The sequence below is a fragment of the Streptomyces sp. NBC_00576 genome (assembly GCF_036345175.1).
Classification (GTDB): Bacteria; Actinomycetota; Actinomycetes; order Streptomycetales; family Streptomycetaceae; genus Streptomyces.
This window is the reverse complement of record NZ_CP107780.1, coordinates 9208283-9234656: the sequence shown is the minus strand read 5'-3', so window position 1 is coordinate 9234656 and position 26374 is coordinate 9208283. Positions and strand designations below refer to the sequence as shown.

General features: G+C 68.7%; 23 protein-coding genes. 6 read left to right on the top strand and 17 right to left on the bottom strand.

The features are described from left to right. Positions 1–125: 125 nt before the first annotated feature. The 9 genes from OG734_RS40320 to OG734_RS40280 form a co-directional block, all read right to left on the bottom strand. A complete protein-coding gene (locus tag OG734_RS40320) occupies positions 126–965 on the bottom strand; it encodes a shikimate dehydrogenase (protein WP_330292349.1) in 840 nt (279 codons plus the stop codon). Next, complete coding sequence (gene mltG, locus OG734_RS40315; RefSeq protein ID WP_330292348.1) at positions 946–2724, bottom strand: endolytic transglycosylase MltG; 1779 nt, start codon at positions 2722–2724, stop codon at positions 946–948. Before mltG ends, OG734_RS40320 begins: the two co-directional genes overlap by 20 nt. Before the next feature lie 125 nt (positions 2725–2849). Then, the gene (gene ruvX / locus OG734_RS40310; protein ID WP_330292347.1) at positions 2850–3335 is read right to left on the bottom strand and encodes a Holliday junction resolvase RuvX; all 486 of its coding nucleotides are present in this window, start codon (positions 3333–3335) and stop codon (positions 2850–2852) included. Then, a complete protein-coding gene (alaS, locus tag OG734_RS40305) occupies positions 3332–6004 on the bottom strand; it encodes an alanine--tRNA ligase (RefSeq protein WP_330292346.1) in 2673 nt (890 codons plus the stop codon). The genes ruvX and alaS overlap by 4 nt, the downstream gene beginning before the upstream one ends. Next, positions 6004–6363, bottom strand: a complete 360-nt coding sequence (locus tag OG734_RS40300) for a DUF6167 family protein (RefSeq protein WP_330292345.1) — start codon at positions 6361–6363, stop codon at positions 6004–6006. Before OG734_RS40300 ends, alaS begins: the two co-directional genes overlap by 1 nt. Positions 6364–6371: 8 nt before the next feature. Next, on the bottom strand, positions 6372–6818 hold the full coding sequence (locus OG734_RS40295; RefSeq protein ID WP_330293960.1) for a DUF948 domain-containing protein: 447 nt from the start codon (positions 6816–6818) through the stop codon (positions 6372–6374). A 215-nt stretch (positions 6819–7033) separates the two neighbouring features. After that, on the bottom strand, positions 7034–7648 hold the full coding sequence (rpsD, locus tag OG734_RS40290) for a 30S ribosomal protein S4 (RefSeq protein ID WP_318318612.1): 615 nt from the start codon (positions 7646–7648) through the stop codon (positions 7034–7036). Positions 7649–7953: 305 nt separating this feature from the next. Continuing rightward, positions 7954–9309, bottom strand: coding sequence for a replication-associated recombination protein A (locus OG734_RS40285; RefSeq protein ID WP_330292344.1), 1356 nt, complete (start codon positions 9307–9309; stop codon positions 7954–7956). A gap of 58 nt (positions 9310–9367) precedes the next feature. Then, complete coding sequence (locus tag OG734_RS40280) at positions 9368–10027, bottom strand: vitamin K epoxide reductase family protein (protein ID WP_330292343.1); 660 nt, start codon at positions 10025–10027, stop codon at positions 9368–9370. Between the two features lie 140 nt (positions 10028–10167). Here OG734_RS40280 and OG734_RS40275 point away from each other — a divergent pair, with 140 nt between their 5' ends. From OG734_RS40275 to OG734_RS40260, 4 genes are read left to right on the top strand one after another with little or no spacing between them, the layout of a single operon-like run. Continuing rightward, positions 10168–11034 carry an ABC transporter ATP-binding protein gene (locus tag OG734_RS40275; protein ID WP_330292342.1) on the top strand — a complete coding sequence of 289 codons (867 nt, stop codon included), beginning with the start codon at positions 10168–10170 and terminating at the stop codon, positions 11032–11034. Continuing rightward, entirely contained in the window at positions 11031–11876 is an 846-nt protein-coding gene (locus OG734_RS40270) for an ABC transporter permease (RefSeq protein ID WP_330292341.1), read from the top strand. The genes OG734_RS40275 and OG734_RS40270 overlap by 4 nt, the downstream gene beginning before the upstream one ends. Beyond that, positions 11873–13075 (top strand): sensor histidine kinase, encoded by a 1203-nt coding sequence (locus OG734_RS40265; RefSeq protein ID WP_330292340.1) that lies wholly within the window; start codon positions 11873–11875, stop codon positions 13073–13075. The genes OG734_RS40270 and OG734_RS40265 overlap by 4 nt, the downstream gene beginning before the upstream one ends. After that, on the top strand, positions 13072–13695 hold the full coding sequence (locus OG734_RS40260) for a response regulator transcription factor (RefSeq protein ID WP_330292339.1): 624 nt from the start codon (positions 13072–13074) through the stop codon (positions 13693–13695). Before OG734_RS40265 ends, OG734_RS40260 begins: the two co-directional genes overlap by 4 nt. A gap of 146 nt (positions 13696–13841) precedes the next feature. Here OG734_RS40260 and hisS read toward each other — a convergent pair whose 3' ends face one another. Both hisS and OG734_RS40250 read right to left on the bottom strand, forming a co-directional pair. Beyond that, the gene (hisS, locus tag OG734_RS40255) at positions 13842–15104 is read right to left on the bottom strand and encodes a histidine--tRNA ligase (protein WP_330292338.1); all 1263 of its coding nucleotides are present in this window, start codon (positions 15102–15104) and stop codon (positions 13842–13844) included. 13 nt (positions 15105–15117) lie between these two features. Beyond that, positions 15118–15840: an MBL fold metallo-hydrolase gene (locus tag OG734_RS40250; RefSeq protein ID WP_330292337.1), complete on the bottom strand. Its 723-nt coding sequence runs from the start codon at positions 15838–15840 to the stop codon at positions 15118–15120. Positions 15841–16018: 178 nt separating this feature from the next. On the opposite strand from OG734_RS40250, the gene OG734_RS40245 reads away from it, so the two are divergent. Both OG734_RS40245 and OG734_RS40240 read left to right on the top strand, forming a co-directional pair. Continuing rightward, complete coding sequence (locus OG734_RS40245) at positions 16019–16840, top strand: peptidylprolyl isomerase (protein WP_330292336.1); 822 nt, start codon at positions 16019–16021, stop codon at positions 16838–16840. Between the two features lie 134 nt (positions 16841–16974). Continuing rightward, positions 16975–18204, top strand: coding sequence for a DUF349 domain-containing protein (locus OG734_RS40240; RefSeq protein WP_330292335.1), 1230 nt, complete (start codon positions 16975–16977; stop codon positions 18202–18204). 90 nt (positions 18205–18294) lie between these two features. On the opposite strand, the gene OG734_RS40235 is transcribed toward OG734_RS40240, so the two are convergent. From OG734_RS40235 to ruvB, 6 genes are all read right to left on the bottom strand, one after another. After that, positions 18295–20826, bottom strand: coding sequence for a RelA/SpoT family protein (locus OG734_RS40235; protein ID WP_330292334.1), 2532 nt, complete (start codon positions 20824–20826; stop codon positions 18295–18297). A 192-nt stretch (positions 20827–21018) separates the two neighbouring features. Beyond that, positions 21019–21558, bottom strand: a complete 540-nt coding sequence (locus OG734_RS40230) for an adenine phosphoribosyltransferase (protein WP_330292333.1) — start codon at positions 21556–21558, stop codon at positions 21019–21021. Continuing rightward, positions 21555–22658: a protein translocase subunit SecF gene (secF, locus tag OG734_RS40225; RefSeq protein WP_330292332.1), complete on the bottom strand. Its 1104-nt coding sequence runs from the start codon at positions 22656–22658 to the stop codon at positions 21555–21557. The genes OG734_RS40230 and secF overlap by 4 nt, the downstream gene beginning before the upstream one ends. Position 22659: 1 nt before the next feature. Then, a complete protein-coding gene (gene secD, locus OG734_RS40220; RefSeq protein ID WP_330292331.1) occupies positions 22660–24426 on the bottom strand; it encodes a protein translocase subunit SecD in 1767 nt (588 codons plus the stop codon). A 145-nt stretch (positions 24427–24571) separates the two neighbouring features. Beyond that, positions 24572–25078 (bottom strand): preprotein translocase subunit YajC, encoded by a 507-nt coding sequence (gene yajC / locus OG734_RS40215; RefSeq protein WP_330292330.1) that lies wholly within the window; start codon positions 25076–25078, stop codon positions 24572–24574. Between the two features lie 175 nt (positions 25079–25253). Beyond that, positions 25254–26327, bottom strand: coding sequence for a Holliday junction branch migration DNA helicase RuvB (ruvB, locus tag OG734_RS40210; RefSeq protein WP_330292329.1), 1074 nt, complete (start codon positions 26325–26327; stop codon positions 25254–25256). Positions 26328–26374 lie beyond the last annotated feature (47 nt).

Sequence of the window (26374 nt, the reverse complement as noted above, 5' to 3'; positions counted from 1 at the left end):
TGTGTCCTCGCGTACGGCGACGGCGTGACCGGGTGCGCGGCCCTGGCCCGCCACCTCCCGATCCTCCCACGTCCGGGCCGCAGACCTGATCGGCGGTCCAGCAACCGGACGCGGAGCGAATCGGGTCAGCGGTCGGCCAGTGCCTTTTCGCCCGCCCTGCGCATGGCGCCCAGCGGAGCCGGGACGCGCCCGGTCATCTGTTCCACCTGAAGCACCGCCTGGTGCACCAGCAGATCGAGTCCGCTGACGACCGCCCCGCCGTACGCCGACCAGCGTGCCGCCAGATCGGTGGGCCAGGGGTGGTAGAGCACGTCGAAGAGGGTTGCGGGCCGTTCCGGGACGGCTCCGGACAGCGCGTCCGTGGCCCCGGCCGGGGTCGTGGCGATCACCAGCGGGGCGTGCAGCGCCCGGGCCGCGTCCGCCCAGTCCGCCGTACGGACCTCGATGTCGAGGCGTTCGCCCCACTCCCTCATCTCGGCGGCGCGGACCTCGCTGCGGACGTACACGACGACCTCGCCGGTGCAGATCCGGGCCAGCGCGGCGAGCGCGGAGGAGGCGGTCGCACCGGCGCCGAGAATCGCGGCGGAGTCGACCTGTTCGATGCCGTGCTCGCGCAGGGCGCCCACGATCCCGGGGATGTCGGTGTTGTCGCCGACGCACCGCCCGTCCGCGCCGAACACGACGGTGTTGACGGCCTCGACCGACGCGGCCGTCTCACTGACCTCGTCGAGCAGCGGGATGACCGCCCGCTTCAGCGGCATGGTCAGCGAAAGCCCCGCCCATTCGGGCCCGAGCTCTCCCAGGAATCCCGGCAGCGCCGCCTCGTCGACCTCGAAACGGTCGTACGTCCAGTCGGTGAGCCCCAGTTCCTCGTAGGCGGCGCGATGAAGCGCCGGGGAGAGGGAGTGGGCGATGGGGGAACCGAGCACCGCTGCCCGGCGGGCGTCAGCTGCCCGTTCTTGCATCGAACTTGTCCTTGAGCTTGAGGAAGTCATCGTGCGTCTTGGCGAATTCGGTCTTACTCACGCCGTCGGTCGCCACGAAGTAGTACCAGCCGTCGTCGGTCGGATTCAGCGCCGCCTTCATCGCCACATCGCCCGGGTTTCCGATCGGGCCGGGCGGGAGACCCTTGTTGGTGTACGTGTTGTACGGGTCCTTGTTGCTATTGATCTCCGACTCGCTGATTTCGATTTTGCTCTCGTTCTTCACATAGTTGAAGGTCGAGTCGAACTGCAGGGCGCCGTAGGTCTGGGGGTTCGCGGGGTCGAGACGGTTGTAGACCACCTCCGCCATCTTGCGGTAGTCGTCGCTGGTCTTGCCCTCAGCCTCGACGAGGCTCGCGACCGTGAGGACCTGCAGCGGGCTGTCGAGGTCGAGTTCCTTGGCCTTGGCCTCGAGATCGAGCGCGCTGTACTTCGCGCTGGCCTGCGCGACCATTTCCTTCAGGACTTCCGCGGGTTTCATGCCCTTGGCGGCCGGATAGGTCGTCGGGTAAAGGAAACCTTCCAGCGGGTCCTTGATGTCCTTGTTGTCGTTCGCCCATTTCGGAAGTCCGAGGCTTTTGTATTCCGCCTTGGCAACCTTCGCGGTAGTGCCCTTGGAAAGCCCGAGCTGTTTGTCGATCGCCTCGTAGACCGAAACGTTGCGCTGCCCTGGCTTGACGATCATATTGTTCTGACTCTTGGGATCGAGCATCAACGTGACGGCGCTCTTGCCGGACATCTCCTTGTTCAGGACATAGACGCCGGCCTGGATCTTCTTCCCGTCAGGATTATCCGCCTGAGCGGCCACGAAGGCGTCGACGCTCTTGATGACGCCTTTCGCCTTCAACGCCTGGGCGATCTCGTAGCCGCCCGCACCCTTGGGGATCTCGACGGTCACCGTCGCGCTCGTGCCGTCGCCCGTGTAGTCGGGAGCCGCGCCGAAACGACTTTGGTAGAACTGGTACCCGAAATACCCGATTCCGGCGATGCCACCGCCGAACACCAGGACGACCACCAGGCACGCGGTTCCGCTGCGGCTCTTCTTGCTCTTGCCGCCCTTCCCGCTCTTGCCGCCCTTGTCGCCGTCCCGGCCCTTCCGGTCGCCGCGGCCCCGACGGCCCTCTGCCTCGTCCTCGGGCTCGTCGTCATCGTCACCGCCCGCGAAGAAGGCGTGCTCGCCCTGGTCGGGGCCGGGGTCCCAGCCGTTCTGCGGTTCCGGCTCGGACTCGGGTCCCGGCTCCGGCTCGGCTCGACGCCTGGTCGGCGGCTCCGGCGGCGGGTACGCGTCGGGCGTGCCGTAGTAATCGGGCTGCTGACCGCCGTACGCGGCGGCCTGCTGGGCGTACGGGTCCGTGGGGTCGGCGGTGTACGGGACCTGCGCCTGCTGGCCGGCGTCCCAGCCACCGTTCGCGTACTGCTGCTGACCCTGATCGACGTACTGCTGGTGGACCTGCTCGCCGTACTGCTGCGGGTACTGCTGGTGCTGGGGCTGCTGCTGGTACTGCTGTGGGTACTGCTGGTGCGGGTACTGCTGCTGCGCCTGACCGTAGGCGGCCTGCTGGCCGTCGGCGCTCCAGTCGCCGTACTGCGCCTGCTGCGACTGCTGCGGGTAGTGCTGCGGCTGGCCGTCGTAGGAGGACTGGTCGGCCTGGGCCTGCTGTCCTTCCCATCCACTGTCCCCGTACAACGGGTCCTCCGGATGCCACGGTTCGGAGCCTTGGCCCCGGCCATACTCAGTCATCAATCCCCTAGAGCCGCGAGGCGGCCGATCACGCGGCCCCCACATCGCCGCTACCGTTCCGCCTCTTACTGTGCGGCTACTGTTCGAACAGAGCCACAATCGCGCGGAACGTTACCGTATCGCGATCAGATGACCACTTCGACGCCCTCGCCAGGTGCTTTACCTGACACCCTTTCGGATTCCAGGGCCTGCTGGAGGATGATCACGGCTGCGACCTGGTCAATGACCGATCTGCCCTTTTTCGATTTCACACCCGAGGCACGCAGTCCCTGACTGGCCGTCACCGTTGTCATGCGCTCGTCCACCAGGCGCACCGGGACGGGTGTGATCAGGCGGGCCAGCTGCTCGGCGAAGCCGCGGACCTTCACGGCGGCGGGGCCCTCGCCCCCCTTGAGGGAGCGAGGGAGGCCGACGACGACCTCGATGGGTTCGTACTCGTCGACAAGTTGCTTCAACCTGCGCTGAGCTGCGGGAACGTCCCTGCCGGGGACCGTCTCCACCGGAGTGGCGAGGATCCCGTCGGGGTCGCACGAGGCGACCCCGATCCGGGCGTCCCCGACGTCGATCGCGAGTCGACGGCCGCGGCGCAGGGTGTTTCCGTCGCCGCTCACTTGGCCGTTTCCGCCACAAGGCGCTCGACGGCGTCGACGGCCTCGCCGACGGCGGCCGGGTTCTGGCCACCGCCCTGGGCGACGTCCGGCTTGCCGCCACCGCCGCCACCGAGGGTCTTGGCGGCCGTACGAACCAGGTCGCCCGCCTTGAGACCGCGCTCACGGGCGGCCTCGTTGGTGGCGATGACCGTCAGCGGCTTGCCGTTGGCCGTGGTGAAGAGGGCGACGACGGCGGCCCGGCCGCCCTGGATGCGGCCGCGCACGTCGAGCACCAGCCTGCGCAGGTCGTCGGCGCTCGTGCCGTCCGGCACCTGACCGGTGACCAGGGCGACACCGTTGATGTCCTTGGCACCCTGGGCGAGACCGGCGGCGGCCTGGAGGACCTTCTCGGCGCGGAACTTCTCGATCTCCTTCTCGGCGTCCTTCAGCTTGCCGAGCATGGCGGAGACCTTCTCCGGAAGCTCTTCCGGACGGCCCTTGACCAGCTCCTGGAGCTGGGCGACGACCGTGTGCTCCCGGGCCAGGAAGTTGTAGGCGTCCACGCCGACCAGGGCCTCGATACGCCGCACGCCGGAGCCGATGGAGGACTCGCCGAGCAGCTTGACCAGGCCGAGCTGGGCGGTGTTGTGGACGTGGGTGCCGCCGCACAGCTCCTTGGAGAAGTCGCCGATCGTCACGACGCGCACGCGCTCGCCGTACTTCTCGCCGAACTCGGCGATGGCGCCCTGCTTCTTGGCCTCGTCGAGGCTGAGGATCTCGGCGTGCACGTCCAGGTCGCGGGCGAGCACCTCGTTGATCTGCTGCTCGACGTCGGTCATGACGGCCGTCGGTACGGCGGACGGGGAGCCGAAGTCGAAGCGGAAGCGGCCCGGCTGGTTCTCGGAACCGGCCTGGGCGGCCGTCGGGCCGAGGGCGTCACGCAGGGCCTGGTGGGTGAGGTGGGTGGCCGAGTGGGCGCGGGCGATGGCCTTGCGGCGGCGTACGTCGATGGCGGCCTGGGCCTTGGCGCCGACGGTCACCTCGCCGACCTGGACGACGCCCTTGTGGACGTACACGCCGGGAACCGGCTTCTGGCAGTCGCGGATCTCGATCACGGCACCGGTGTCGATCCTGATCCGCCCGGTGTCGCCGATCTGGCCACCGCCCTCGGCGTAGAACGGGGTGCGGTCGAGGACGATCTCGACCTCGTCGCCCTCGGTGGCGGCCGGCGAGGAGACACCGTCGACGAGGATGCCGACGACCGTCGACTCGCCCTCGGTACGGTCGTACCCGACGAACTCGGTCTCGCCGGCGGCGTCGGCGATCTCACGGTAGGCGCCCATGTCGGCGTGGCCGGTCTTCTTGGCCTTGGCGTCGGCCTTGGCGCGGTCCCGCTGCTCCTTCATCAGGCGCCGGAAGCCGTCCTCGTCCACGGAAAGGCCCTGTTCGGCGGCCATTTCGAGGGTGAGGTCGATCGGGAAGCCCCAGGTGTCGTGGAGCAGGAAGGCCTTGTCGCCGGCGAGGACCTTGCCGCCGGCCTGCTTGGTCTCCGTGACGGCGGTGTCAAGGATGTTGGTGCCGCCCTTGAGGGCCTTGAGGAAGGCGGCCTCCTCGGCGAGGGCCACGGTCTCGATGCGCTTGCGGTCGGTGATGAGCTCCGGGTACTGCTGGCCCATCGTCTTGATGACGACGTCGACGAGGTCGGCGACGACCGGTCCGGAGGCACCCATCAGGCGCATGTTGCGGATGGCGCGTCGCATGATGCGGCGCAGCACGTAGCCGCGCCCCTCGTTGCCGGGTGTGACGCCGTCGCCGATGAGCATGACGGACGTACGGATGTGGTCGGCGACGACGCGCATGGAGACGTCGGAGTCGTGCTTCTCGCCGTAGCGCACACCGGTCAGCTCGGTGGCCTTGTCCATGACGACGCGCAGGGTGTCGGTCTCGTACATGTTCTGCACGCCCTGCAGGATCATGGCGAGTCGCTCGAGGCCGAGACCGGTGTCGATGTTCTGCGACGGCAGGTCCCCGAGGATCGGGAAGTCCTCCTTGCCGTCGCCGGCCCCGCGCTCGTACTGCATGAAGACCAGGTTCCAGATCTCCACGTACCGCTCGTCGTTGACGGCCGGGCCGCCCTCGACGCCGAATTCGGGGCCGCGGTCGTAGTTGATCTCGGAGCAGGGTCCGCACGGTCCGGGGACGCCCATGGACCAGAAGTTGTCCTTCTTGCCCAGGCGCTGGATGCGCTCGGCCGGGACGCCGATCTGTTCACGCCAGATCTGCTCGGCCTCGTCGTCGTCGAGGTAGACGGTGATCCAGAGCTTCTCGGGCTCAAGGCCGTAGCCACCGTCCGCCACGGAATTGGTCAGCAGATCCCAGGCGTACTTGATGGCTCCTTCCTTGAAGTAGTCCCCGAAGGAGAAGTTGCCGCACATCTGGAAGAACGTGCCGTGGCGGGTGGTCTTGCCGACCTCTTCGATGTCGGGCGTGCGCACGCACTTCTGCACGCTGGTGGCGCGCGGGGCGGGCGGCTTCGTCTCACCGAGGAAGTACGGCTTGAAGGGCACCATGCCGGCGTTGACCAGGAGAAGAGTCGGGTCGTCCGCGATGAGCGACGCCGAAGGGACGACGGTGTGCCCGCGCTCCTCGAAGAAGCTCAGCCAGCGGCGACGAATTTCAGCCGACTCCATCAGTGGTCCTCATTCCGGTTGTACGGGTGCTTGTTGTCCAGCATCCCGTAGTGCTTCTCATCGTGCTTCTGGTTTTCCGCCCCCCGGTCGAGCGCGGCGAGCCGCCGTTGCGGGGGCAGGCCACGGCCCGGGGGTTCGGCGATTCCGAGGGCCTCGCCCAGCTCGGCCTCGCGCTGGGCCATCCCGGCCCGCACGTCGAGGGCGAAGTCCTTGACCCGGTGGCCGGCCTCGATCGCCTTGTTGGCGGCCTGTGCAGCCAGGTGCTCGGGGGTCAGCTGCCGGATCTTGCGGTTGACCTTGGTGGTTGCCCACACACCGGCCGCGGCACCCGCGGTGAACCAGAACGTACGGCGGAACATCGCGGGGTTCAGCCCTTCTGCCTACGGCGCTTTTGGCCCTTCGGGGCCGGTACGGTGCGGCCGACGATGACGGTGCGCCGGGCCCTCTCGGGCGCGGGCGCCTCGTCGGTCCTCGTGCGGCTCATCGCCCGGCGTACGCCGTAGCCGAACGCGGCGACCTTGACGAGCGGGCCGCCGAAGGTCGAGGCGACGGTGGTGGACAGCGCCGACGCGTTGGAGGTGACCTCCTGGACGTCGGTGGCGATGGCGTCGACCCGGTCGATCTGTGTCTGTGCGGAGCGCACGGCCTGGGAGGCGTCGGCCAGCAGCGGCACGGCCTGTTCCGTCACCTCCGCGACCAGCTTGGTGGTCGCCCTGAGCGTCTGGGCCAGCCTCACCAGCGCCACGGCGAGGAAGGAGACCAGGATCGCCCAGAAGACGGCCACCAGGATCCCGGCAACCTCTCCACCGGTCACACCGCACCGCTCTCTGCGTTCGTGGATCACTTGGGTTCTGGGTACTTCGAAAGTCGCCTCCGACCCTATCGCGCCGGAGATGGCGCCCTGCACCGGACAAGGGGTCCGCGGACAGGGAGTTGTACGCGAAAGCCCGCCGCTCCCCCGCCGGTGAGGGCGGGGAAACGACGGGCCGAGGCGCGAAGCCGGTGGTACCGGGTACTACAACCGCTGGATCAGCGGGCGTAGTACTCGACGACGAGCTGCTCGTCGCAGATCACCGGGATCTCCTTGCGGTTCGGCTCGCGGTCCAGGCGGAAGGCCAGGGCACCGAGGTTCACCTGCAGGTAGCGCGGGGTCTCGCCGTCGGGGGCGAAGCCACCGGCGCGGGAGACCTCGAACAGCGTCTTGCTGCGGCTGCGCTCGCGGACCATCACGACGTCGTCGGGACGGACACGGAACGACGGCTTGTCGACCTTCTGGCCGTTGACCTCGATGTGGCCGTGGACGACCATCTGGCGGGCCTGGTAGATCGTGCGGGCGATGCCCGAACGAAGGACCAGCGCGTCAAGGCGACGCTCCAGCTCGATGACCAGGGCCTCACCGGTCTTGCCCTGCGTCTTGGCGGCACGCTCGTAGGCGCGGACGAGCTGACGCTCGGACACGTCGTACTGCGCGCGCAGACGCTGCTTCTCCAGCAGACGGACCTTGTAGTCCGAGTTCTGCTTGCGGCCACGACCGTGCTCGCCCGGCGGGTAGGGGCGGGCCTCGAAGTACTTGACGGCCTTCGGGGTCAGCGCGATGCCGAGGGCACGCGACTTCTTGACCTTGGGGCGGGGCTGGTTAGCCACTTATCTATCCTGTTCGTTTTCGTTTTCGGCTCCTCAGGGTTACGGGAGGTCGCATCCGCAGCCGGGGATTCCCGACAGGTCCACGAGGGACTTGTCAGGCAGCCGTTCCCCTGTGCTGGGCACATACGTGCAGCACACGAACGGCCCACCGACCGTTCCCGGAACCCGGGTGGTGGTGGGCTGCCCGCGACACCTACGAAGGTGCGCGACGCTCCTGGATCCAAAGATCCGGCTGGATGTCCCGCCTGAGGCGCCGGCCGAGGCCGGACACGGGACGCAGCACTTCGCAGGATTCTACAGCGTGCTCAGGACCGCTTGCGACCGAGGTGTTTCCTGGTCCACTCGACCGCGTCCGCGTACCTGGCCTCGGCTCCGTGCCGGGTCGGTTCGTAGTACGCACGGTCCTTGAGCTCCTCCGGGGCGTACTGCTGCTCGGCGATCCCCTCCGGCAGGTCGTGCGGGTACACGTACCCCTGCGCGTGGCCGAGCTTGGCGGCGCCCTTGTAGTGCCCGTCGCGCAGGTGCATCGGCACGGGTCCCGCGTGGCCTTTGCGTACATCCTCCATGGCGGCGCCGATGGCCGTGGTCGCGGCGTTGGACTTGGGGGCCAGGGCGAGGGCGATGGTGGCGTGGCTGAGGGTGAGGGCGGCCTCCGGGAAGCCGATCATGGCGACTGCCTGCGCGGCGGCGACGGCTATCGGCAGGGCGTTCGGATCGGCGAGGCCGATGTCCTCGCTCGCGGAGATCATCAGGCGGCGGGCGATGAAGCGGGGGTCCTCGCCGGCCTCGATCATGCGGGCCAGGTAGTGCAGGGCGGCGTCGACGTCGGAGCCCCGGATGGACTTGATGAGCGCGCTGGCCACGTCGTAGTGCTGGTCGCCGTCACGGTCGTACTTCACGGCCGCCCGGTCGACGGTCTCCTCCAAAGTCTGGAGGGTGATGTCCGCGTCGCCCTTGTCGAGCGCGGCTCCGGCGGCGGCCTCCAAGGCGGTCAGGGCCCGTCGGGCGTCTCCGCCGGCGATCCGCAGCAGGTGTTTCTCGGCGTCCTCGGGGAGGGTGACGGCGCTCTTGAGACCACGCTCGTCGGCGACCGCGCGGCGCAGCAGGGCGCGCAGGTCGTCGTCCGTGAGGGGTTCGAGGGTGAGGAGGAGGGAGCGGGAGAGGAGGGGCGAGATGATGGAGAAGTACGGGTTCTCCGTGGTCGCCGCGATCAGGGTCACCCAGCGGTTCTCGACGGCGGGGAGCAGGGAGTCCTGCTGGGCCTTGCTGAAGCGGTGGATCTCGTCGAGGAAGAGGACGGTCTCCTTGCCGAAGCCGCCGGTTGCGCGGCGGGCTCCGTCGATGACCGCGCGGACCTCCTTGACGCCCGCGGTGATCGCCGACAGTTCGACGAAACGCTTGTCGGTGGCCTTCGACACGACGTACGCCAGGGTGGTCTTGCCGGTGCCGGGCGGCCCCCAGAGGATCACGGACGAGGGTCCGGCCGGTCCGCCCTCGCTCTCGCCGACGAGTCGGCGCAGCGGCGACCCCGGCTTCAGCAGATGCTGCTGGCCCACGACCTCGTCGAGGACGCGCGGGCGCATTCGCACGGCCAGGGGGCTTCCGGACGGGTCCTTCTCCTGGCGTGCTTCTGCTGCGGCGGTGAACAGGTCGGGCTCCACGTCGAAAACCCTATGTCACGCCACTGACAGTGGGACCGGCGCTGTCAGCCCGGCGCTGTCAGCTGGTCCAGAAGTCCCACCAGCGGGTCAGGATCAGCATCCCGATGATGCCGATGTGCAGGACGGGCACGACCCAGGTGAACTCACCGAAGAAGGTCCTGAGCCACTTCGGCGCGGGAATGAAGCCGTTCCTGACATTGAACGAGGTCACGTACCAGAACATGATGATCGTCGCGACCCAGGCCAGCGAGCACCACAGGCACAGCGCGTTGATCCGGTACAGGGACTGGAATTGCAGCCAGGTGCAGAATCCGACGCCGAAGGCGGTGCCCGCGTTGAAGGTGAGCCAGTACCAGCGCGGGAAGCGGGCCCGGCCGAGGAGGCTCATGCCGACGCAGATGACGATGCCGTAGGCGACGAGGCCGAGCATCGGGTTCGGGAACCCGAAGGCGGCGGCCTGCTTGCTCTCCATCACGCTGCCGCAGGACACCACGGGGTTGAGGCTGCAGCCGGGCGTGAACGTCGTGCCCGCGACCTTGGCTTCCAGCAGCTTGAACTTGTCGATCGTGATGACCCACGCAGCCAGCAGGCCGGCCGCGCCGGTGAGCAACAGCATCACGGCGAACGCACGGCTGCCGCCCACGGAGCGCGAGCCCTCGGCGGGGGGCTCGGGCCGGTCGGCGGAGACGCCGTCCTTCATCACTGTCGTCTTGGTCATCACGCCGTTCCGTTGCTTCGAGAGGGGGCTGGCGGGCACCGTCATTGTGCCGCACGCGGGCGCGTGTCCACCGTTCGGTGGACATAAGAAGGTACGCCCGGTCGTCCCGGAGAGTTCGGTTCGGGACGAAGCTCGACGGCATGACAACACACGCGAAGGAACTCGCGGTGGACGTACGGGGACTGCGAAAGCGGTACGGGGGCGTGACCGCCGTGGACGGCATCGATCTCGGCATCCACCGGGGCGAGGTGTTCGGCCTGCTGGGGCCCAATGGCGCGGGCAAGAGCACCACCGTGGAGATCCTCCAGGGCAACCGGAGCCGGGACGGGGGCGAGGTGTCCGTGCTCGGCGCGGATCCGGCGAAGGGCACGCGTGCGTGGCGCTCACGTGTCGGAATCGTCTGGCAGGACGAATCGGCACCCGCCGAGTTGACGGTGCGCGAAACCGTACGTCATTTCGCCCGCTACTACCCGAGGCCGCGGGACCCGGAGCAGGTGATCGGACTGGTCGGTCTGGAGCAGAAGGCGGGCAGCCGGATCAGGGATCTGTCGGGCGGCCAGCGGCGCCGTCTCGACGTGGCCCTGGGTGTGATCGGCGGCCCGGAACTGCTGCTCCTTGACGAGCCGACGACGGGTTTCGACCCGGCGGCCCGCCGCCAGTTCTGGGACCTGATCCGGACGCTCGCGGACGAGGGCACGACGATCCTCCTGACGACGCACTACCTGGAGGAGGCGGAGACGCTGGCGGACCGACTGGCGATCGTCTCGGCGGGACGGGTGGTCGCCGAGGGCGAGCCTGCCGCATTGCGGGAGCGCCACGGCACGGAGGCGACGGTCGAGTGGACGGAAACCGACGGCACCCCGCGCGTCACCCGCACGAAGACACCGACCCGCACGGTCACGGACCTCACTCACCGCTTCGAGGGGGAGATCCCCGGCCTGCGGGTGAGCCGCCCGACCCTGGAGGACGTCTACCTCCGGCTGACCGGACAGGAGGACACGCGATGACGACGACGGCCGCACGCGTCCACGCCGAGACGGCGGACGTCCGGTTCCCCTCGGCCTGGAGCCTCGGTCTTGCCCGGGGTGCGATGGAGATCAGGCAGTTCTTCCGGATGCGCGACCAGGTGGTGTTCACGTTCGCCTTCCCGGTCGTCTTCCTGTTCCTCTTCGCGTCGATCTTCAGCGACGACATCGACTCGGCGGGCATCACCGCCTCGCAGCTGTATGTCCCGGCGATGATGGCCGCCGGCATCATGTCGACGAGTTTCCAGTCGCTGGGCATCTCGATCGCCATCGAACGCGACGAACGGGTGCTGCGCCGCCTGCGCGGTACGCCGATGCCGCCGGCCGCGTACTTCCTCGGCAAGATCTGGCTGGTACTGGTCACCGGCTTCCTGGAGACGGTGATCCTGCTCCTGGTCGGCACGACCCTGTACGACGTCGATCTGCCGTCGGATCCCGCCAGGTGGGCGGAGTTCGCCTGGATCTTCGTCCTCGGTCTGACGGCGTGCGCGCTGCTCGGCATCGCGATCAGTTCCGTGCCGAAGTCGGGCAAGAGCGCGACCTCGGTGGTCGTACTCCCTTTCCTGGTACTGCAGTTCATCTCTGGGGTGTACATCGCGATCGACACGATTCCCGACTGGATGCTGAACATCGGCGCCCTGTTCCCGCTGAAGTGGATGTGCCAGGGTCTGCGCGGGGTGTTTCTCCCCGACTCGGCGCGCATCCTCGAACAGACAGGGAGTTGGGAGTTCGGACGCGTGGCTCTGGTTCTCGGGGCGTGGTGCGTCGGAGGATTGCTGCTGTGTCTGCTGACCTTCCGCTGGAAGAGCCGGCGCGACGGGTGAAAAGTTCCACGGCGCGCGGCGCGAACAACTGGGAGCAGTCGTTCCGCCTCTGGGACACGTACTTCGCCGTCGTGTGGCTGGCCACCCTGGTGTTCGTGCTCGGCACGAACCACCCGGGGTGGCCGGTACGCCTGACGGCTGCCGCGCTGCTGCTCCCCCTGATCCCGATGTACGTGGGACGGGGCCGCGTGCTGCTCCAGGACGATCCTCCGCACGAACAACGGTCGCTGCGCTACCTGTTGACGGCCCTGGCCCTGTTCCTCCCCTCGGCGATCCTGGTCGGCGAGACGCGCCTGATGACCTTCGCGCTGATCCCGCAGTGCTTCATGACCCTTCGGTTGCGCTGGGCGCTGACGGCCGTGACCGTCATCAACATCGCCCCGGTGGTGGGCTGGGCGCTGCTGTGGTGGCCCAGCGACCACGACGTGTTCTTCAACGTGGTGTTCGCGCTGGTGACGTTGGTCTTCTCGGTGGCGCTCGGCAGTTGGGTGATCAAGGTGATGGAACAGAGCCAGGAACGGGCGGAACTGATAGCCGAGTTGGACACGAGCCGCCTTGAACTCTCCCGCCTCTCCACGGCACACGGAGCCCTGACCGAGCGGGAACGCATGGCCAGGGAGATCCACGACACCCTCGCCCAGGGCTTCACCAGCCTGCTGATGCTGACCCAGGCGGTGGAGGCGGAACTCGACCACGACCTCCCGCAGGCCCGCCGCCATCTGTCCCTGATGACCGAAACGGCACGCCAGAACCTCGCCGAGGCACGTGCCCTGGTCGCCGGCGGCGCCCCCGCCGACCTGGAGGGCGCCTCCCTCCCGGACGCCCTGCGTCGCCTGGCCGCCCGCAACGAGGCGGCACTGACCGTGACAGGCTCGGCACGCCCACTGCCGCCCGGCCCGGAAGTGGTGGCCCTGCGCGCCTGTCAGGAGGCCCTGGCGAACGCGCGGAAGCACGCGGGCAGCGGAGCGACGGTCGCCATCGAGCTGACGTACGAGGAGGGGCGGATCGCGCTCTCCGTACGGGACGAGGGCTCCGGCTTCGACATGGACGCCGTACGGTCCGGCTACGGTCTGGCGGGGCTGAGCGCCCGGGCGACAGAGGCGGGCGGAACGGTACGCGTCCGCAGCGCACCGGGCGAGGGCACGACGGTGACGGTCCTGCTCCCCGCACTTCCCCTTCTGCTGAGGAGCGACCCGTGATCCGCATCATCCTGGCCGACGACCATCCCGTCGTACGGGAAGGGCTGCGCGCGATGCTCAGCGCCGAACCGGACCTCGATGTGGTCGCCGACGCGTCGAGCGGACCGCAGGCGGAGGCGCTGGCGGCGGAGCTGCGGCCGGACATCGTGCTGATGGATCTGCGGATGCCGGGCGGTGGAGGCGTGGACTCGATCGTGCGGATGAGCGAGGCCGGGCTGCCGTGCCGCGTGGTCGTCCTCACGACGTACGAGACGGACCGTGACATCCTGCGGGCCGTGGAGGCGGGAGCGGCGGGCTACCTGCTGAAGGACCTGCCGCGTGGCGAACTGGCGGACGCGGTACGGGCGGCGGCGCGCGGCGAGACGGTACTGGCGCCGTCGGTGGCGGCCCGGCTGGTGGACCAGCTCCGGACGCGACCGGATCGGCCTCGACTGTCGGAACGGGAGACGGCGGTACTGCGGCTGGTGGCGGAGGGGTGCACGAACGCCGAGATCGGACGGCGGTTGTTCATCGGCGAGTCGACGGTGAAGACGCATCTGCTGCGGGTGTTCGGCAAGCTGGGCGTGGACGACCGCACGGCAGCGGTGACGAGCGCGATGCGATACGGCTTGCTGGACTGAGGCACCGTCCCATCCTTCAGCCCGTCCGGCGTTTGAGGACGAGGCCCCTTCAGGGCCGAAGCGGGGGTCTGGGGGCGGCAGCCCCCAGAACGGGATGGGACGGGTAGGGGCGGCGGGGGCGAAAGAACCCCCCGACACCTCAGGCCTCAGGCCAGCCTCGACTCCAGTTCCGCCACGATCTCGTCCACGCCGATCGCCGTCTGCTCCCCGGACTCCATGTCCTTCAACTGGACCACACCCTCCGCGAGGTCCCGCTCACCGGCGACGATCGTGTAACGGGCCCCACTCCGGTTCGCGTTCTTCATCGCCCCCTTGAGCCCTTTCGCCCCGTACGAGAAGTCCGCCGCGACCCCTGCCTTGCGCAGCTCCGTGACCTTCGCGAACAGCACCCGCCGAGCCTCCTCCCCCAACGGCACCGCGAACACACTTGTCGCGGACGGGAGTTCGAGCTCGACGCCCTCCGCCTCAAGCGCCAGCACCGTCCGGTCGACGCCCAGCGCCCAGCCCACCGACGGCAGTGCGGGGCCGCCGAGCATCTCGGACAGGCCGTCGTAGCGCCCACCGCCGCCCACCGCGGACTGGGAACCCAGGCCGTCGTGAACGAACTCGAAGGTCGTACGGGTGTAGTAGTCGAGGCCGCGGACCAGCTTCGGGTCGTCCTCGAAGGCGACGCCCGCCGCAGTGATCAGCTCGCGGACCTCCTCGTGGTACGCCTTGCACGCGTCGCAGAGGTAGTCACGCAGCAGCGGCGCCCCCACCAGCTGCTTCTGGACGTCGTCCCGCTTGTCGTCCAGCACCCGCAGCGGGTTGATGTCGGCCCGGCGCAGCGTCTCCTCGTCCAGGTCGAGACCCCGGAGGAAGTCCTGCAGTGCCGTCCGGTAGACCGGACGGCACTCCTTGTCGCCCAGCGAGTTCAGCAGGATGCGGAAGTTCCGCAGGCCCAGCGTCCGGTACGCCTGGTCCGCCAGGATGATCAGCTCGGCGTCCAGCGCCGGGTCCTCCGCGCCGATCGCCTCCGCGCCCACCTGCGAGAAGTGGCGGTAACGGCCCTTCTGGGGGCGCTCGTAGCGGTAGTACGAGCCCGAGTACCAGAGCTTGACCGGGAGGTTGCCCAGCTTGTGAAGGTTGGCCTCCAGCGCCGCGCGCAGGACCGACGCCGTGCCCTCGGGGCGCAGGGCCAGTCTGTCGCCGCCCTTGGTCTCGAAGGCGTACATCTCCTTCGTCACGATGTCGGTCGATTCACCGACGCCCCTGGCGAACAGCTCGACGTTCTCGAAGCCCGGCGTCTCGATGTAGCCGTAGCCGGAGTTGCGCAGCGGGGCCGCGATGGCTTCCCGTACCGCCAGGTACTTCGCGCTCTCCGGCGGGATCAGGTCGTACGTGCCCTTGGGGGCCTTGAAGGTGCTCACGGGAGGTCTCTCGTCACATTCCTCGTCGGTGAGGGGGGTTCGGTCCCTCGCCACGATCTTGAAGGCCGGCCGCCACCTGCCGCAGATACGGGTTGGTGGCGCGCTCCTGGCCGATGGTCGTCTGGGCGCCGTGGCCGGACAGCACCACGGTCGAGTCGTCGAGCGGCAGGCACACGCGGGCCAGCGAGTCGAGCATCTCGGCCATGTCACCGCCGGGCAGGTCGGTGCGTCCGATGGAGCCGGCGAAGAGCAGGTCGCCCGAGAAGAACACGGACGGGATATCCGTGGTCTGAGGCATCCTGAACGTCACCGACCCCTTGGTATGGCCCGGCGCGTGCGCCACGCTCAGCTCCAGTCCCGCCAGTTCCAGCCGCGCGCCGTCCGTGAGCTCCTTGACGTCGTCCGGTTCCCCGATGGTCAGCTCGCCCAGCAGCGGCATCCCGATGGAACGGCCGAGCGCCTTCTCCGGGTCGCTCATCATGTAGCGGTCGTCGGGGTGGATCCACGCCGGGACGCCGTGCGCGCCGCACACCGGGACGACGGAGGCCACATGGTCGAGGTGGCCGTGGGTGAGGACGACCGCGACGGGCTTGAGCCGATGCTTCTTCAGCGTCTCCTCGACTCCCTCGGCGGCCTGATGGCCCGGGTCGATGATCACGCACTCCTCGCCGGCGGCGGGGGCGACCAGATAACAGTTCGTCCCCCAGGCGCCGGCCGGGAACCCGGCAATGAGCACGATCGTCCTTCGATTTGTGGCGTACGTGGTCGTACGGGGTGGGTAGCAGTGCCGCAGAGCCTACCGGCGCTGCCGTTTCCTCAGCGAACCCATATACGGTACGGGGCACACGCAGGCGATCGGCACACAAGACGCACGCGTCCCAGTTGACGTACGAGACGCATGAGGAGAGAACCCGGTGGTCACCCAGGAACAGCGGCGGCGTCAGCTCGCCCGGGAGAAGTTCTTGCGGCAGCAGCAGCGGCGTACGGCCGCTCGACGCAAGGCGAACGTGCGCAACTCGGTGATCGCGTCGGTCCTCGGCGTGATCGTCGTGGGCAGCGTGTTGTCATACGCGACCGGGGTCTTCAAGAACGACGACAGCAAGTCGAACGCGAGCGCCGAGGTCACCCCGAGCGCCTCGCCGCCGAGCAAGGCACCGGACCCCTGCGAGAAGGCGGCCGAGGGGAAGGTGAAGTCGCTGAGCTGGAAGAAGGAGCCGGCGATGACCATCGACAAGTCGGCGAAGTACGACCTGAAACTCGCGACGACCTGCGGCGACATCGACATCGCCCTGAAGACGTCAGCGGCCCCGCACACGGTGAACTCGTTCAACTTCCTGGCGAGCGAGGGCTACCTCGATCACACCAAGTGCCACCGGCTCACCACGAACGGCATCTACGTGCTGCAGTGCGGTGACCCGAAGGGCACCGGGATGGGCGGCCCCGGCTACACCCTCCCGGACGAGAACCTGAAGGACAAAACCCTCAAGAACAACACCTATCCGGCGGGCACGATCGCCATGGCCAACACGGGCCAGGCGCACACCGGCGGCAGCCAGTTCTTCCTGGTCTACCAGGACAGCTCGCTTCCGCCCAGCTACACACCGTTCGGCACGATTTCCGCGTCGGGCATGAAGGTCCTGAAGAAGATCGCCGCGGCCGGTGAGTCCACCGGACAGGGCGACGGCGCACCGAATGCGACCGTTGTGATCAACAAGGCGACCGTAACGAAATCCTGACCGTCAACTGCGAAACTTCGGTCGCGCGGGATGCGGACAGCATCCCTGCCGGTCGCCTATGTTGGCCGTGACGAAACTGTGGACGATGCCCGGGGGTGCAGAGCCCTCCGCAGGCATCATGTGGAGGAGGCGCTGTGAGCAGCGACCCGTGGGGCCGCGTCGACGAGACGGGGACCGTGTACGTGCGTACTGCCGACGGTGAGCAGGTCGTCGGTTCCTGGCAGGCCGGCTCCCCCGAGGAGGCGTTGGCCTACTTCGAGCGCAAGTACGAGGGCCTGGTTGTCGAGATCGGCCTCCTCGAAAAGCGAGTCAAGACCACCGACCTGTCCTCGAAGGACGCTCAGGTGGCGATCGACCACATCCGCGAGCAGGTGGACGCCCACCACGCGGTGGGCGATCTGGCCGCGCTGAAGGTCCGGCTTGACCACCTCGTCGAGACCGTCGAGGCCCGTCGCGAGGAGCGGAAGCAGCAGCGGGCCAAGCAGTCCGACGAGGCGCGGCACGCCAAGGAGGCGCTGGTCGTCGAGGCGGAGGAGCTGGCGCAGTCCGACCAGTGGCGGTCCGCCGGTGAGCGGCTGCGTGCGCTGGTGGACACCTGGAAGGGGCTGCCTCGGCTCGACCGGAAGTCGGACGACGAGCTGTGGCACCGCTTCTCGCACGCCCGCTCGGCGTTCTCCAAGCGCCGCAAGGCGCACTTCGCGTCCCTGGACGCGCAGCGCGAGGACGCCCGCAAGGCCAAGGAGAAGCTCGTCGCGGAGGCCGAGGCACTGTCGGCGTCGACTGACTGGGGTCCGACGGCGGCGCGTTACCGCGAGCTGATGACGGACTGGAAGGCCGCCGGCCGTGCGCAGCGCGAGCACGAGGACGACCTGTGGAACCGCTTCCGCGGCGCCCAGGACGTGTTCTTCGCGGCGCGCAGCTCGGTCTTCGCCGAGCGGGACGCGGAGCAGACCGAGAACCTCAAGCTCAAGGAGGAGCTGGCCGGGGAGGCCGAGAAGCTCCTGCCGATCACGGACCTGAAGGCGGCGCGGGCCGCCTTCCGTTCGATCAACGAGCGCTGGGAGGCCATCGGCCATGTGCCGCGCGACGCGCGTCCGAAGGTCGAGGGCCGGATGCACACGGTCGAGCGGGCTCTTCAGGAGTCCGAGGAGACCGAGTGGCGCCGGACGAACCCGGAGGCACGCGCGCGTGCCGAGGGTCTGACCGGTCAGCTCCAGGCTGCCGTGGACAAGCTCGCCGGCCAGATCGAGACAGCCAGAACACAGGGCAACAACGCCAGGGCCGACAAGCTCCAGAAGGAGCTGGACGGCCGCCAGGCGCTGCTGGACCAGGCACTCAAGGGCCTGCAGGAGTTCGGCGGCTAGGTTTTCGCCGGTTTCTTCCGCACGCTGCTACGCATTGGGGCTCCCGTACATCTCGTACGGGAGCCCCAATGCGTTGGATGGCCTGCCAGGTTACGGCCTGCGGGCCGAGGTCACCCGGTACACGTCGTACACGCCCTCGACGCCTCTGACGGCCTTCAGGACGTGTCCCAGGTGCTTGGGGTCGCCCATCTCGAAGGTGAAGCGGGAGGTGGCCACCCGGTCCCTCGATGTCTGGACGGCCGCCGACAGGATGTTGACGTGCTGGTCGGACAGGACGCGGGTGACGTCCGAGAGGAGACGGGAACGGTCCAGTGCCTCGACCTGGATGGCGACCAGGAAGACCGAGGACTGGGTGGGCGCCCACTCGACCTCGAGGATGCGCTCCGGCTCCCGGTTCAGTGACTCGATGTTCACGCAGTCGTTGCGGTGAACCGATACACCGCTACCGCGCGTGACGAATCCGATGATGGGGTCGCCGGGTACGGGCGTACAGCAGCGGGCGAGCTTCACCCAGACGTCGTCAACGCCCTTGACCACCACACCCGGGTCGTTGTTGCTGCGCCGCTTGCGGCTGCGGGCGGGCGGAACGGACTCGTCGATCTCCTCGGTGGCCGCCTCCTCGCCGCCGAGCGCCTGCACGAGCTTCTGTACGACGTTCTGCGCGGCCACATGACCCTCGCCGATCGCCGCGTACAGGGACGAGATGTCCGGATAGCGCATCTCGTGAGCGAGGGTGACGAGGGAGTCGCCGGTGAGGATGCGCTGGATCGGCAGGTTCTGTTTGCGCATCGCGCGCGCGATGGCGTCCTTGCCCTGTTCGATCGCCTCGTCGCGCCGCTCCTTGGAGAACCAGGCGCGGATCTTGTTGCGGGCGCGCGGCGACTTGACGAAGCCGAGCCAGTCGCGGGAGGGCCCCGCTCCGGCCGCCTTGGAGGTGAAGACCTCCACCAGGTCGCCGTTGTCCAGAGTGGATTCGAGCGGTACGAGGCGGCCGTTGACCCGGGCCCCTATGGTCCGGTGGCCGACCTCGGTGTGCACGGCGTACGAGAAGTCGACCGGGGTCGCGCCCGCCGGCAGCGCTATCACATCGCCCTTGGGCGTGAAGACGAAGACCTCGTTGCGGGACAGGTCGAAGCGCAGGGACTCCAGGAACTCGCTGGGGTCCTCGGTCTCCTTCTGCCAGTCAAGGAGCTGCCGCAGCCAGGCCATGTCGTTGAGGTGATCGTCCTTGCCGGTGGTCCTCGGCTGGTCCGAGCGCACCTTGGAGGCGCCGGCGACGGCCTCCTGCTTGTACTTCCAGTGCGCGGCGATGCCGTACTCGGCGCGGCGGTGCATGTCGAACGTACGGATCTGGAGTTCGACGGGCTTGCCGTTGGGCCCGATGACCGTCGTGTGCAGCGACTGGTACATGTTGAACTTGGGCATCGCGATGTAGTCCTTGAACCGGCCGGGGACCGGGTTCCAGCGCGCGTGCACGGTGCCGAGGGCGGCGTAGCAGTCGCGGACCGTGTCGACAAGTACACGAATACCCACGAGGTCGTAGATCTCCGCGAAGTCACGGCCTCGGACGATCATCTTCTGGTAGACGCTGTAGTAGTGCTTCGGACGGCCGGTGACGGTGGCCTTGATGCGGGCCGCGCGCAGATCGCTCTGCACCTCGTCCGTCACTATGGCCAGGTACTCGTCACGCTTCGGTGCCCTCTCGGCCACCAGCCGGACGATCTCGTCGTACATCTTGGGGTAGAGGATCGCGAAGGCGAGGTCCTCCAGCTCCCACTTGATGGTGTTCATGCCCAGCCGATGGGCCAGCGGCGCGTAGATCTCCAGCGTCTCGCGCGCCTTCTTCTCCTGCTTCTCGCGCTTGAGGTAGCGCATGGTGCGCATGTTGTGCAGACGGTCGGCGAGCTTGATGACCAGGACACGCGGGTCCTTGGCCATGGCGATGACCATCTTGCGCACGGTCTCGGCCTGGGCGGCCTCGCCGAACTTGACCTTGTCCAGCTTGGTGACGCCGTCCACGAGGAGCGCGACGGAGTCGCCGAAGTCGCGGCGGAGCTGGTCGAGGCCGTACTCGGTGTCCTCGACCGTGTCGTGCAGCAGGCCCGCCATCAGGGTCGCCGGGTCCATGCCCAGTTCGGCGAGGATGGTGGTGACGGCGAGCGGGTGGGTGATGTACGGGTCGCCGCTCTTGCGCTTCTGGCCGCGGTGCCAGCGCTCGGCGACCTGGTAGGCGTTCTCGATCTGGCGGAGCGTCGCCGTCTCGATCTTCGGGTCGTTGCTGCGCACCGCCCGCAGCAGCGGCTCAAGGACCGGGTTGTACGGGTTCGAGCGCTGTACGCCGAGCCGGGCCAGCCGGGCGCGTACACGGTTGGGGGAGCCGGAGCGGGCGGGCTGGCCGGAGGCCGCCGGGCGGACCGCGGGCGCGGGGGCCGGGGTGGGAGCGGGCTCGGGCGTGGCCGGCTTGGGGCGCGAGGGCTCGGCCGCCCGGTCTGCGGGTGCGGACTGGGCGTGCTCGACCGGCCCGCGCGCGTCGTTGTTCGCGGTCCGCGCGGGCGTCGCCGCGGGCTCCGAGACGGGCTCGGGCTTGGCGGCGGCGGTCAGGGGCTGGGCCTCGTCTGCCAAGAGGACTCCTCGTGCGCGATCCGGGTCCCCCGGTCAGGCTCCGGAGACCCCATGGTAGCGATCCCGGGCTCCGGCATCGCCTCCAGGCCGCTGAGACGGCCTTCTACAGGAGAAACGCGAGAGGCGGGCACCGGATTCCTCCGGTGCCCGCCTCCGTCGCTCCGCGTATCCGCAGGCAGCCCGTGGGATGCCTCAGACCGTGATCAGCGCCTCCAGCACCGCTCCCGAGAGAGCGGGTTCGAGCCGCTGTCGGCCGCCGAGGAAACCGAGCTCCATGAGGATCGCCAGACCGGCGACCTCCGCACCGGCCCGCCGGATCAGCTGGAGAGACGCCTCGGCGGTGCCGCCCGTGGCCAGTACGTCGTCGATCACCAGGACGCGGTCGCCCGCGCTCAGGTCCTCGGCGTGCACCTCGATCTCGGCGGAGCCGTACTCCAGGTCGTACGCCTGGCTGAGCGTGGCTCCGGGGAGCTTGCCCGCCTTGCGCACGGGAATGAAACCGAGGCCCGCCCGGACCGCGACCGGCGCGCCCAGGATGAAGCCGCGGGCCTCCAGGCCGACGATCTTCGTGGCACCGCTGCGGACTGCGATGTCGGCCAGGGCGTCGGTGAGTGCGGCGAACGCCGTCGGGTCCGCCAGGAGCGGGGTGATGTCCTTGAACATCACCCCCGGCTCCGGGTAGTCCGCCACATCGCGGATACGGCTGAGCAACAGCTCCTGGACCGCGGTCATCGGCGCTTGCCCGAGGGCCGACCGCGACCCCGGTTGCGGGAGGCCGGCTGGTTGCGCGGGCCGACGACCGCCGGAGCGGCGTCGTCGTCCTCGTCGTACGGCTGCTCGTCGCTGACCTGGGGCGCCGGGGCGTCGCCCTGCGCCCGCTTGGCCAGGACGCGCTTCCTCAGGGCCTTCATCTGCGGCTCGCGCTCCTTGAGGTCGGCGACGAGCGGCGTGGCGATGAAGATCGAGGAGTACGCACCGGCCGCGAGACCGACGAACAGCGACAGCGAGATGTCGTTGAGCATGCCCGCGCCGAGCACGCCGCCGCCGATGAACAGCAGGGCGGCGACCGGGAGGAGCGCGACCACCGTGGTGTTGATGGAGCGGACCAGCGTGCCGTTGATCGACCGGTCGGCGATCTCGCTGTAGGTCCAGCGGGTCTGCTTGGTGATGTCCTTGGTCTGCTCCTTGAGACTGTCGAAGACGACGACAGTGTCGTAGAGCGAGTAACCGAGGATCGTGAGCAGACCGATCACGGTGCCCGGGGTGACTTCGAAGCCGACCAGGGCGTAGATGCCGACCGTGATGGTGATGTCGTGGATGAGCGCCACGAGTGCCGCCACGGCCATGCGCCACTCGAAGGCGATCGCCAGATAGATCACGACGAGGACCATGAAGATCGCCAGGCCCTGCCAGGCCTTGCTGGCGACCTGGTCACCCCAGCTGGGACCCACCAGGTCGGCGTTGATCTTCTCGGCGTCGACGTTCAGGTCCCTGGCGAGTGCCTTCTTGATGTCGCCGGACTTCTTGGTGTCGATGTCGGAGATCTGGATGCGCAGGCCGCCCTTGCCGAGCTTCTGGACGATCGCGTCATGGCCGGAGGCCTTTTCCGCGAACGTCTCGGCCTGGCTCACCGAGGTGCTCGTCTTCCCGGTGGTGAAGACGGCGCCGCCCTGGAACTCGATGCCCATGTTCAGGCCGCGCACCGACAGGCCGAGGATGGCCGTGATGGTGATCAGGATCGAGATGCCGTACCAGATGAAACGCTTGCCGACGAAGTCGTAGCCGATCTCGCCGCGGTGGAGCCGGGCGCCGAGGGTGCCGAGTTTCGACATCTCACGCCTCCTTCATGTCGACGGGCGCGGACGCGCGACGGGTGCGACGGAGCGGCGGTTGGGCGCCCAGGCGCTGCGGGTCGAGGCCGGACCAACGGTGGCCCTCCGCGAAGAACTTCTTGCGGGCGAGAATCGTCATCAGCGGCTTGGTGAAGAAGAAGACGACGACCACGTCGAGCAGGGTGGTCAGGCCGAGCGTGAACGCGAAGCCCTGGACCTTGCCGACGGTGACGATGAAGAGCACCGCGGCGGCGAGGAACGACACGAAGTCGGAGACCAGGATCGTGCGCCGGGCCCGCGGCCAGGCCCGCTCGACGGCGGGCCGCAGCGAGCGACCCTCGCGGATCTCGTCCCGGATGCGTTCGAAGAACACGATGAACGAGTCCGCGGTGATACCGATCGCGACGATCGCACCACAGACGGCCGGCAGGTTCAGCGCGAAGCCGATCGCCGGACCGAGCAGCGCCATGATCACGTAGGTGAGGGCGGCGGAGACCAGGAGGGAGGCGATGGCGATGGTTGACAGGCCCCGGTAGTAGACCACCAGGTAGATGACGACCAGCGCCAGGCCGATCGCGCCCGCGATCAGACCGGCGTGCAGTTGCTCGCCGCCCAGCGCGGCGGTGACCGTGGTGACGCTCGACTCCTGGAAGGTGAGCGGGAGCGCGCCGTACGACAGCATGTTGGCCAGGTCCTGGGCCTCGGTCTGGTCGAAGCTGCCGGAGATCTGCGCGGAGCCGCCGGTGATCGCCGTGTTCACGAACGGGTTGGAGACGACCTCACCGTCCAGGACGATGCCGAACTCGTTCTGCGGGGGCTGGTTCTGGGCGAGACGGCCGGTGACCTCACCGAACTGCTTGCTGCCCTTGGACGTGAAGTCCATGGTGACCTGCCAGCCGGCGGCGCCCTGCGTGTCGAAGACGGCCTGGGCCTTCTTCACCTCGGTGCCGTCCACCTCGGCCGGGCCGAGGATGAACTTCTGCCACTGACCCTGCGAGTCCTTACCACAGGCCACCGTGGGATCGCCGGGCTGGACGCCGTCACCGGTGACGGCGCGGACCGCCTTCTTGGTGCAGTCGAGCGCCGTGTACTTCGCCTGGAGCGCCGCGGTCGCCGGGTCGGGGGCGGGAGTCGCCGGGGCCGGCGTGCTGGCCGCCGCTGACGGCTTGCCGCTCGGCGTCGGGGTCGCGTCGGCCTTCAGGGCGTCGGTGACCGGGCGGCCCTGAGAGGTGGCGCTGACCGACGGGCTGGGCGAGCCGGAAGACGACGAGGTCGCCTTGTCACCGGTTGCCGAGGCCGACGGCGAAGGGCTGCCGGACGTGCTCGTGCTCGGCGTGGGGCTGGGCGTCGGGGCGACACCCTGGGCCTCCAGGGCCAGAACCGGACGGAAGTAGAGCTTGGCGGTGGTGCCGACCTGCTTCTGGGCCTGCTCGGAGTTCGTGCCCTTGGGGATGTTGACAATGATGTTGTCGCGACCCTGGGTCTGCACCTCGGCCTCGGACACACCAAGACCGTTGACACGGCGGTTCATGATCTCGACCGCGGTGTCCATGTTGGTCTTGTTGATCGCGTTCGGCTGGCCCGGCTCGTTCTTCGCCGTGAGCGTGATGCTCGTACCACCGGCCAGGTCGATGCCGAGACGCGGAGTCGTGTGCCCCGAGAGGAACATGCCTCCGGTGAGCGCCACGATGGCGATCAGAATGAGGGCCAGCGAGCGTCCTGGCTTGCTCTGGGAGCTTGCGCTCCGGCCCTTCTTAGGTGCTGCCACCTTCTCGTACTCCCTCTCGGGCCACCTCGCGCCGGGTCAGCGCGGCCGGTGGCCATGACATGGTGTCGGGACTCCCTGCGAGAACCGAACGTGCCGGGGTACGTAACGCGAGCGGATCGCGCCGCGCTCCTCCCCCGGAACGCGGCTACTTCGCGTCGGACTCGCCGTCGGTCTTCTTCGGCTCTTCTTCCGCCTTCACCTCGGCGGCCTCGGTCTCGTCGGACGGCTCGTCGGCCGCCGCGTCCTTCTTGCCGAGGTCGATGGGCTTGTCGTCGGAAGCGGCGGAAGCGTCGTCGGAGGGCTCGTCGGTCTCGGTGAGAGAGGAGGCGTCGTCCGGGACGACGCTTTCGTCGGTCTTCAGGTCGTGCTCGATGCCGTGAACGATGCGGTTGTACTCGTCGTCGCTGAGGACAGCGCCGATGGCGTTCTTCGCGAAGAGAAGCTCCACACCCGGGCCCGCGTCAAGGAGAACCGTCTCCTCGTTGACTTCCTTGACCGTCGCATAGATGCCCCCGATCGTGCGGACACCGGTGCCGGGCTGCATGTCGTTGCGCATCTGCGCGGCAGCCTGCTGCTTGCGCTTGGCCGAGCGGGTCATCAGGAACATGGCCCCGATGAGCACAATGAACGGGAGGAGGGTCACGATATTCACGGGACGGGATTTCCTTCGCACTACCGCGTCGGTGAGCGGCCTGGTGGATGGGGGTGTGGTCGGCGCCACCTACAAAGTTACAAAGGCGGCATCGGCGGAGTCTAAGCGAGTCCGCACTCCAGGAACAACGCTCAGCATGGCACCACGGTTCCTGAGCCTGCGAGCTGCCGCGCCCTCACGCCCTGAACAGGTCCTGTTGTCCGCTTCCCCCCGTTGTGGAACGGGGCGGCGTGAGGCCGAGATGCGCCCATGCGGCGGGCGTCGCGACCCGCCCGCGCGGGGTACGGGCCAGCAGTCCCTCCCGTACGAGGAAGGGCTCGGCAACCTCCTCGACGGTCTCCCGCTCCTCCCCCACCGCGACGGCCAGCGTGGAGAGCCCGACCGGGCCGCCGCCGAACAGCTTGAGCAGTGCTTCGAGGACGCCCCGGTCGAGGCGGTCGAGACCGCGGGCGTCGACCTCGTAGACCTTCAGGGCCGCCTGCGCGATGTCGCGCGTGATGCTGCCGTCGGCCTTCACCTGCGCGTAGTCCCTGACGCGGCGCAGCAGCCGGTTGGCGATACGGGGGGTACCGCGCGAGCGGCCGGCGATCTCGGCAGCGCCCTCGGTATCGATCTCGACATCGAGGAGGTTCGCGGAGCGGTGGATGACGCGCTGCAGCTCGGCCGGTTCGTAGAACTCCATGTGCGCGGTGAAGCCGAAGCGGTCGCGCAGCGGGGGCGGCAGCAGTCCCGCGCGCGTGGTGGCGCCGACCAGGGTGAACGGGGGCAGTTCGAGGGGGATGGCGGTGGCGCCGGGGCCCTTGCCGACGATCACGTCGACGCGGAAGTCCTCCATCGCCATGTAGAGCATCTCCTCGGCGGGCCGGGACATGCGGTGGATCTCGTCGAGGAAGAGGACCTCTCCCTCCTGGAGGGAGGAGAGGATCGCCGCGAGGTCACCGGCGTGCTGGATGGCGGGTCCGCTGGTGATGCGGATGGGGGCGCCCATCTCGGCCGCGATGATCATCGAGAGGGTGGTCTTGCCCAGGCCGGGGGCGCCGGAGAGCAGTACGTGGTCGGCGGTGGCGCCACGCGCGCGTGCGGCGCGCAGAACGAGGTCGAGCTGCTCGCGGACCTTCTCCTGGCCGATGAACTCGTCCAGGTCCTTGGGGCGCAGGGCGGCCTCGACGGCCTGGTCCTCACCGTCGGCGGACGCACCGACGAGCCGCTCGGGGGCGGTGGTCTCGTCGGTCGTGTCGTCCCAGTTCATGCGTCTGCCTCGCGGTCGCGGTCGGTCGGGTGGTTCGTGCGGAGGAG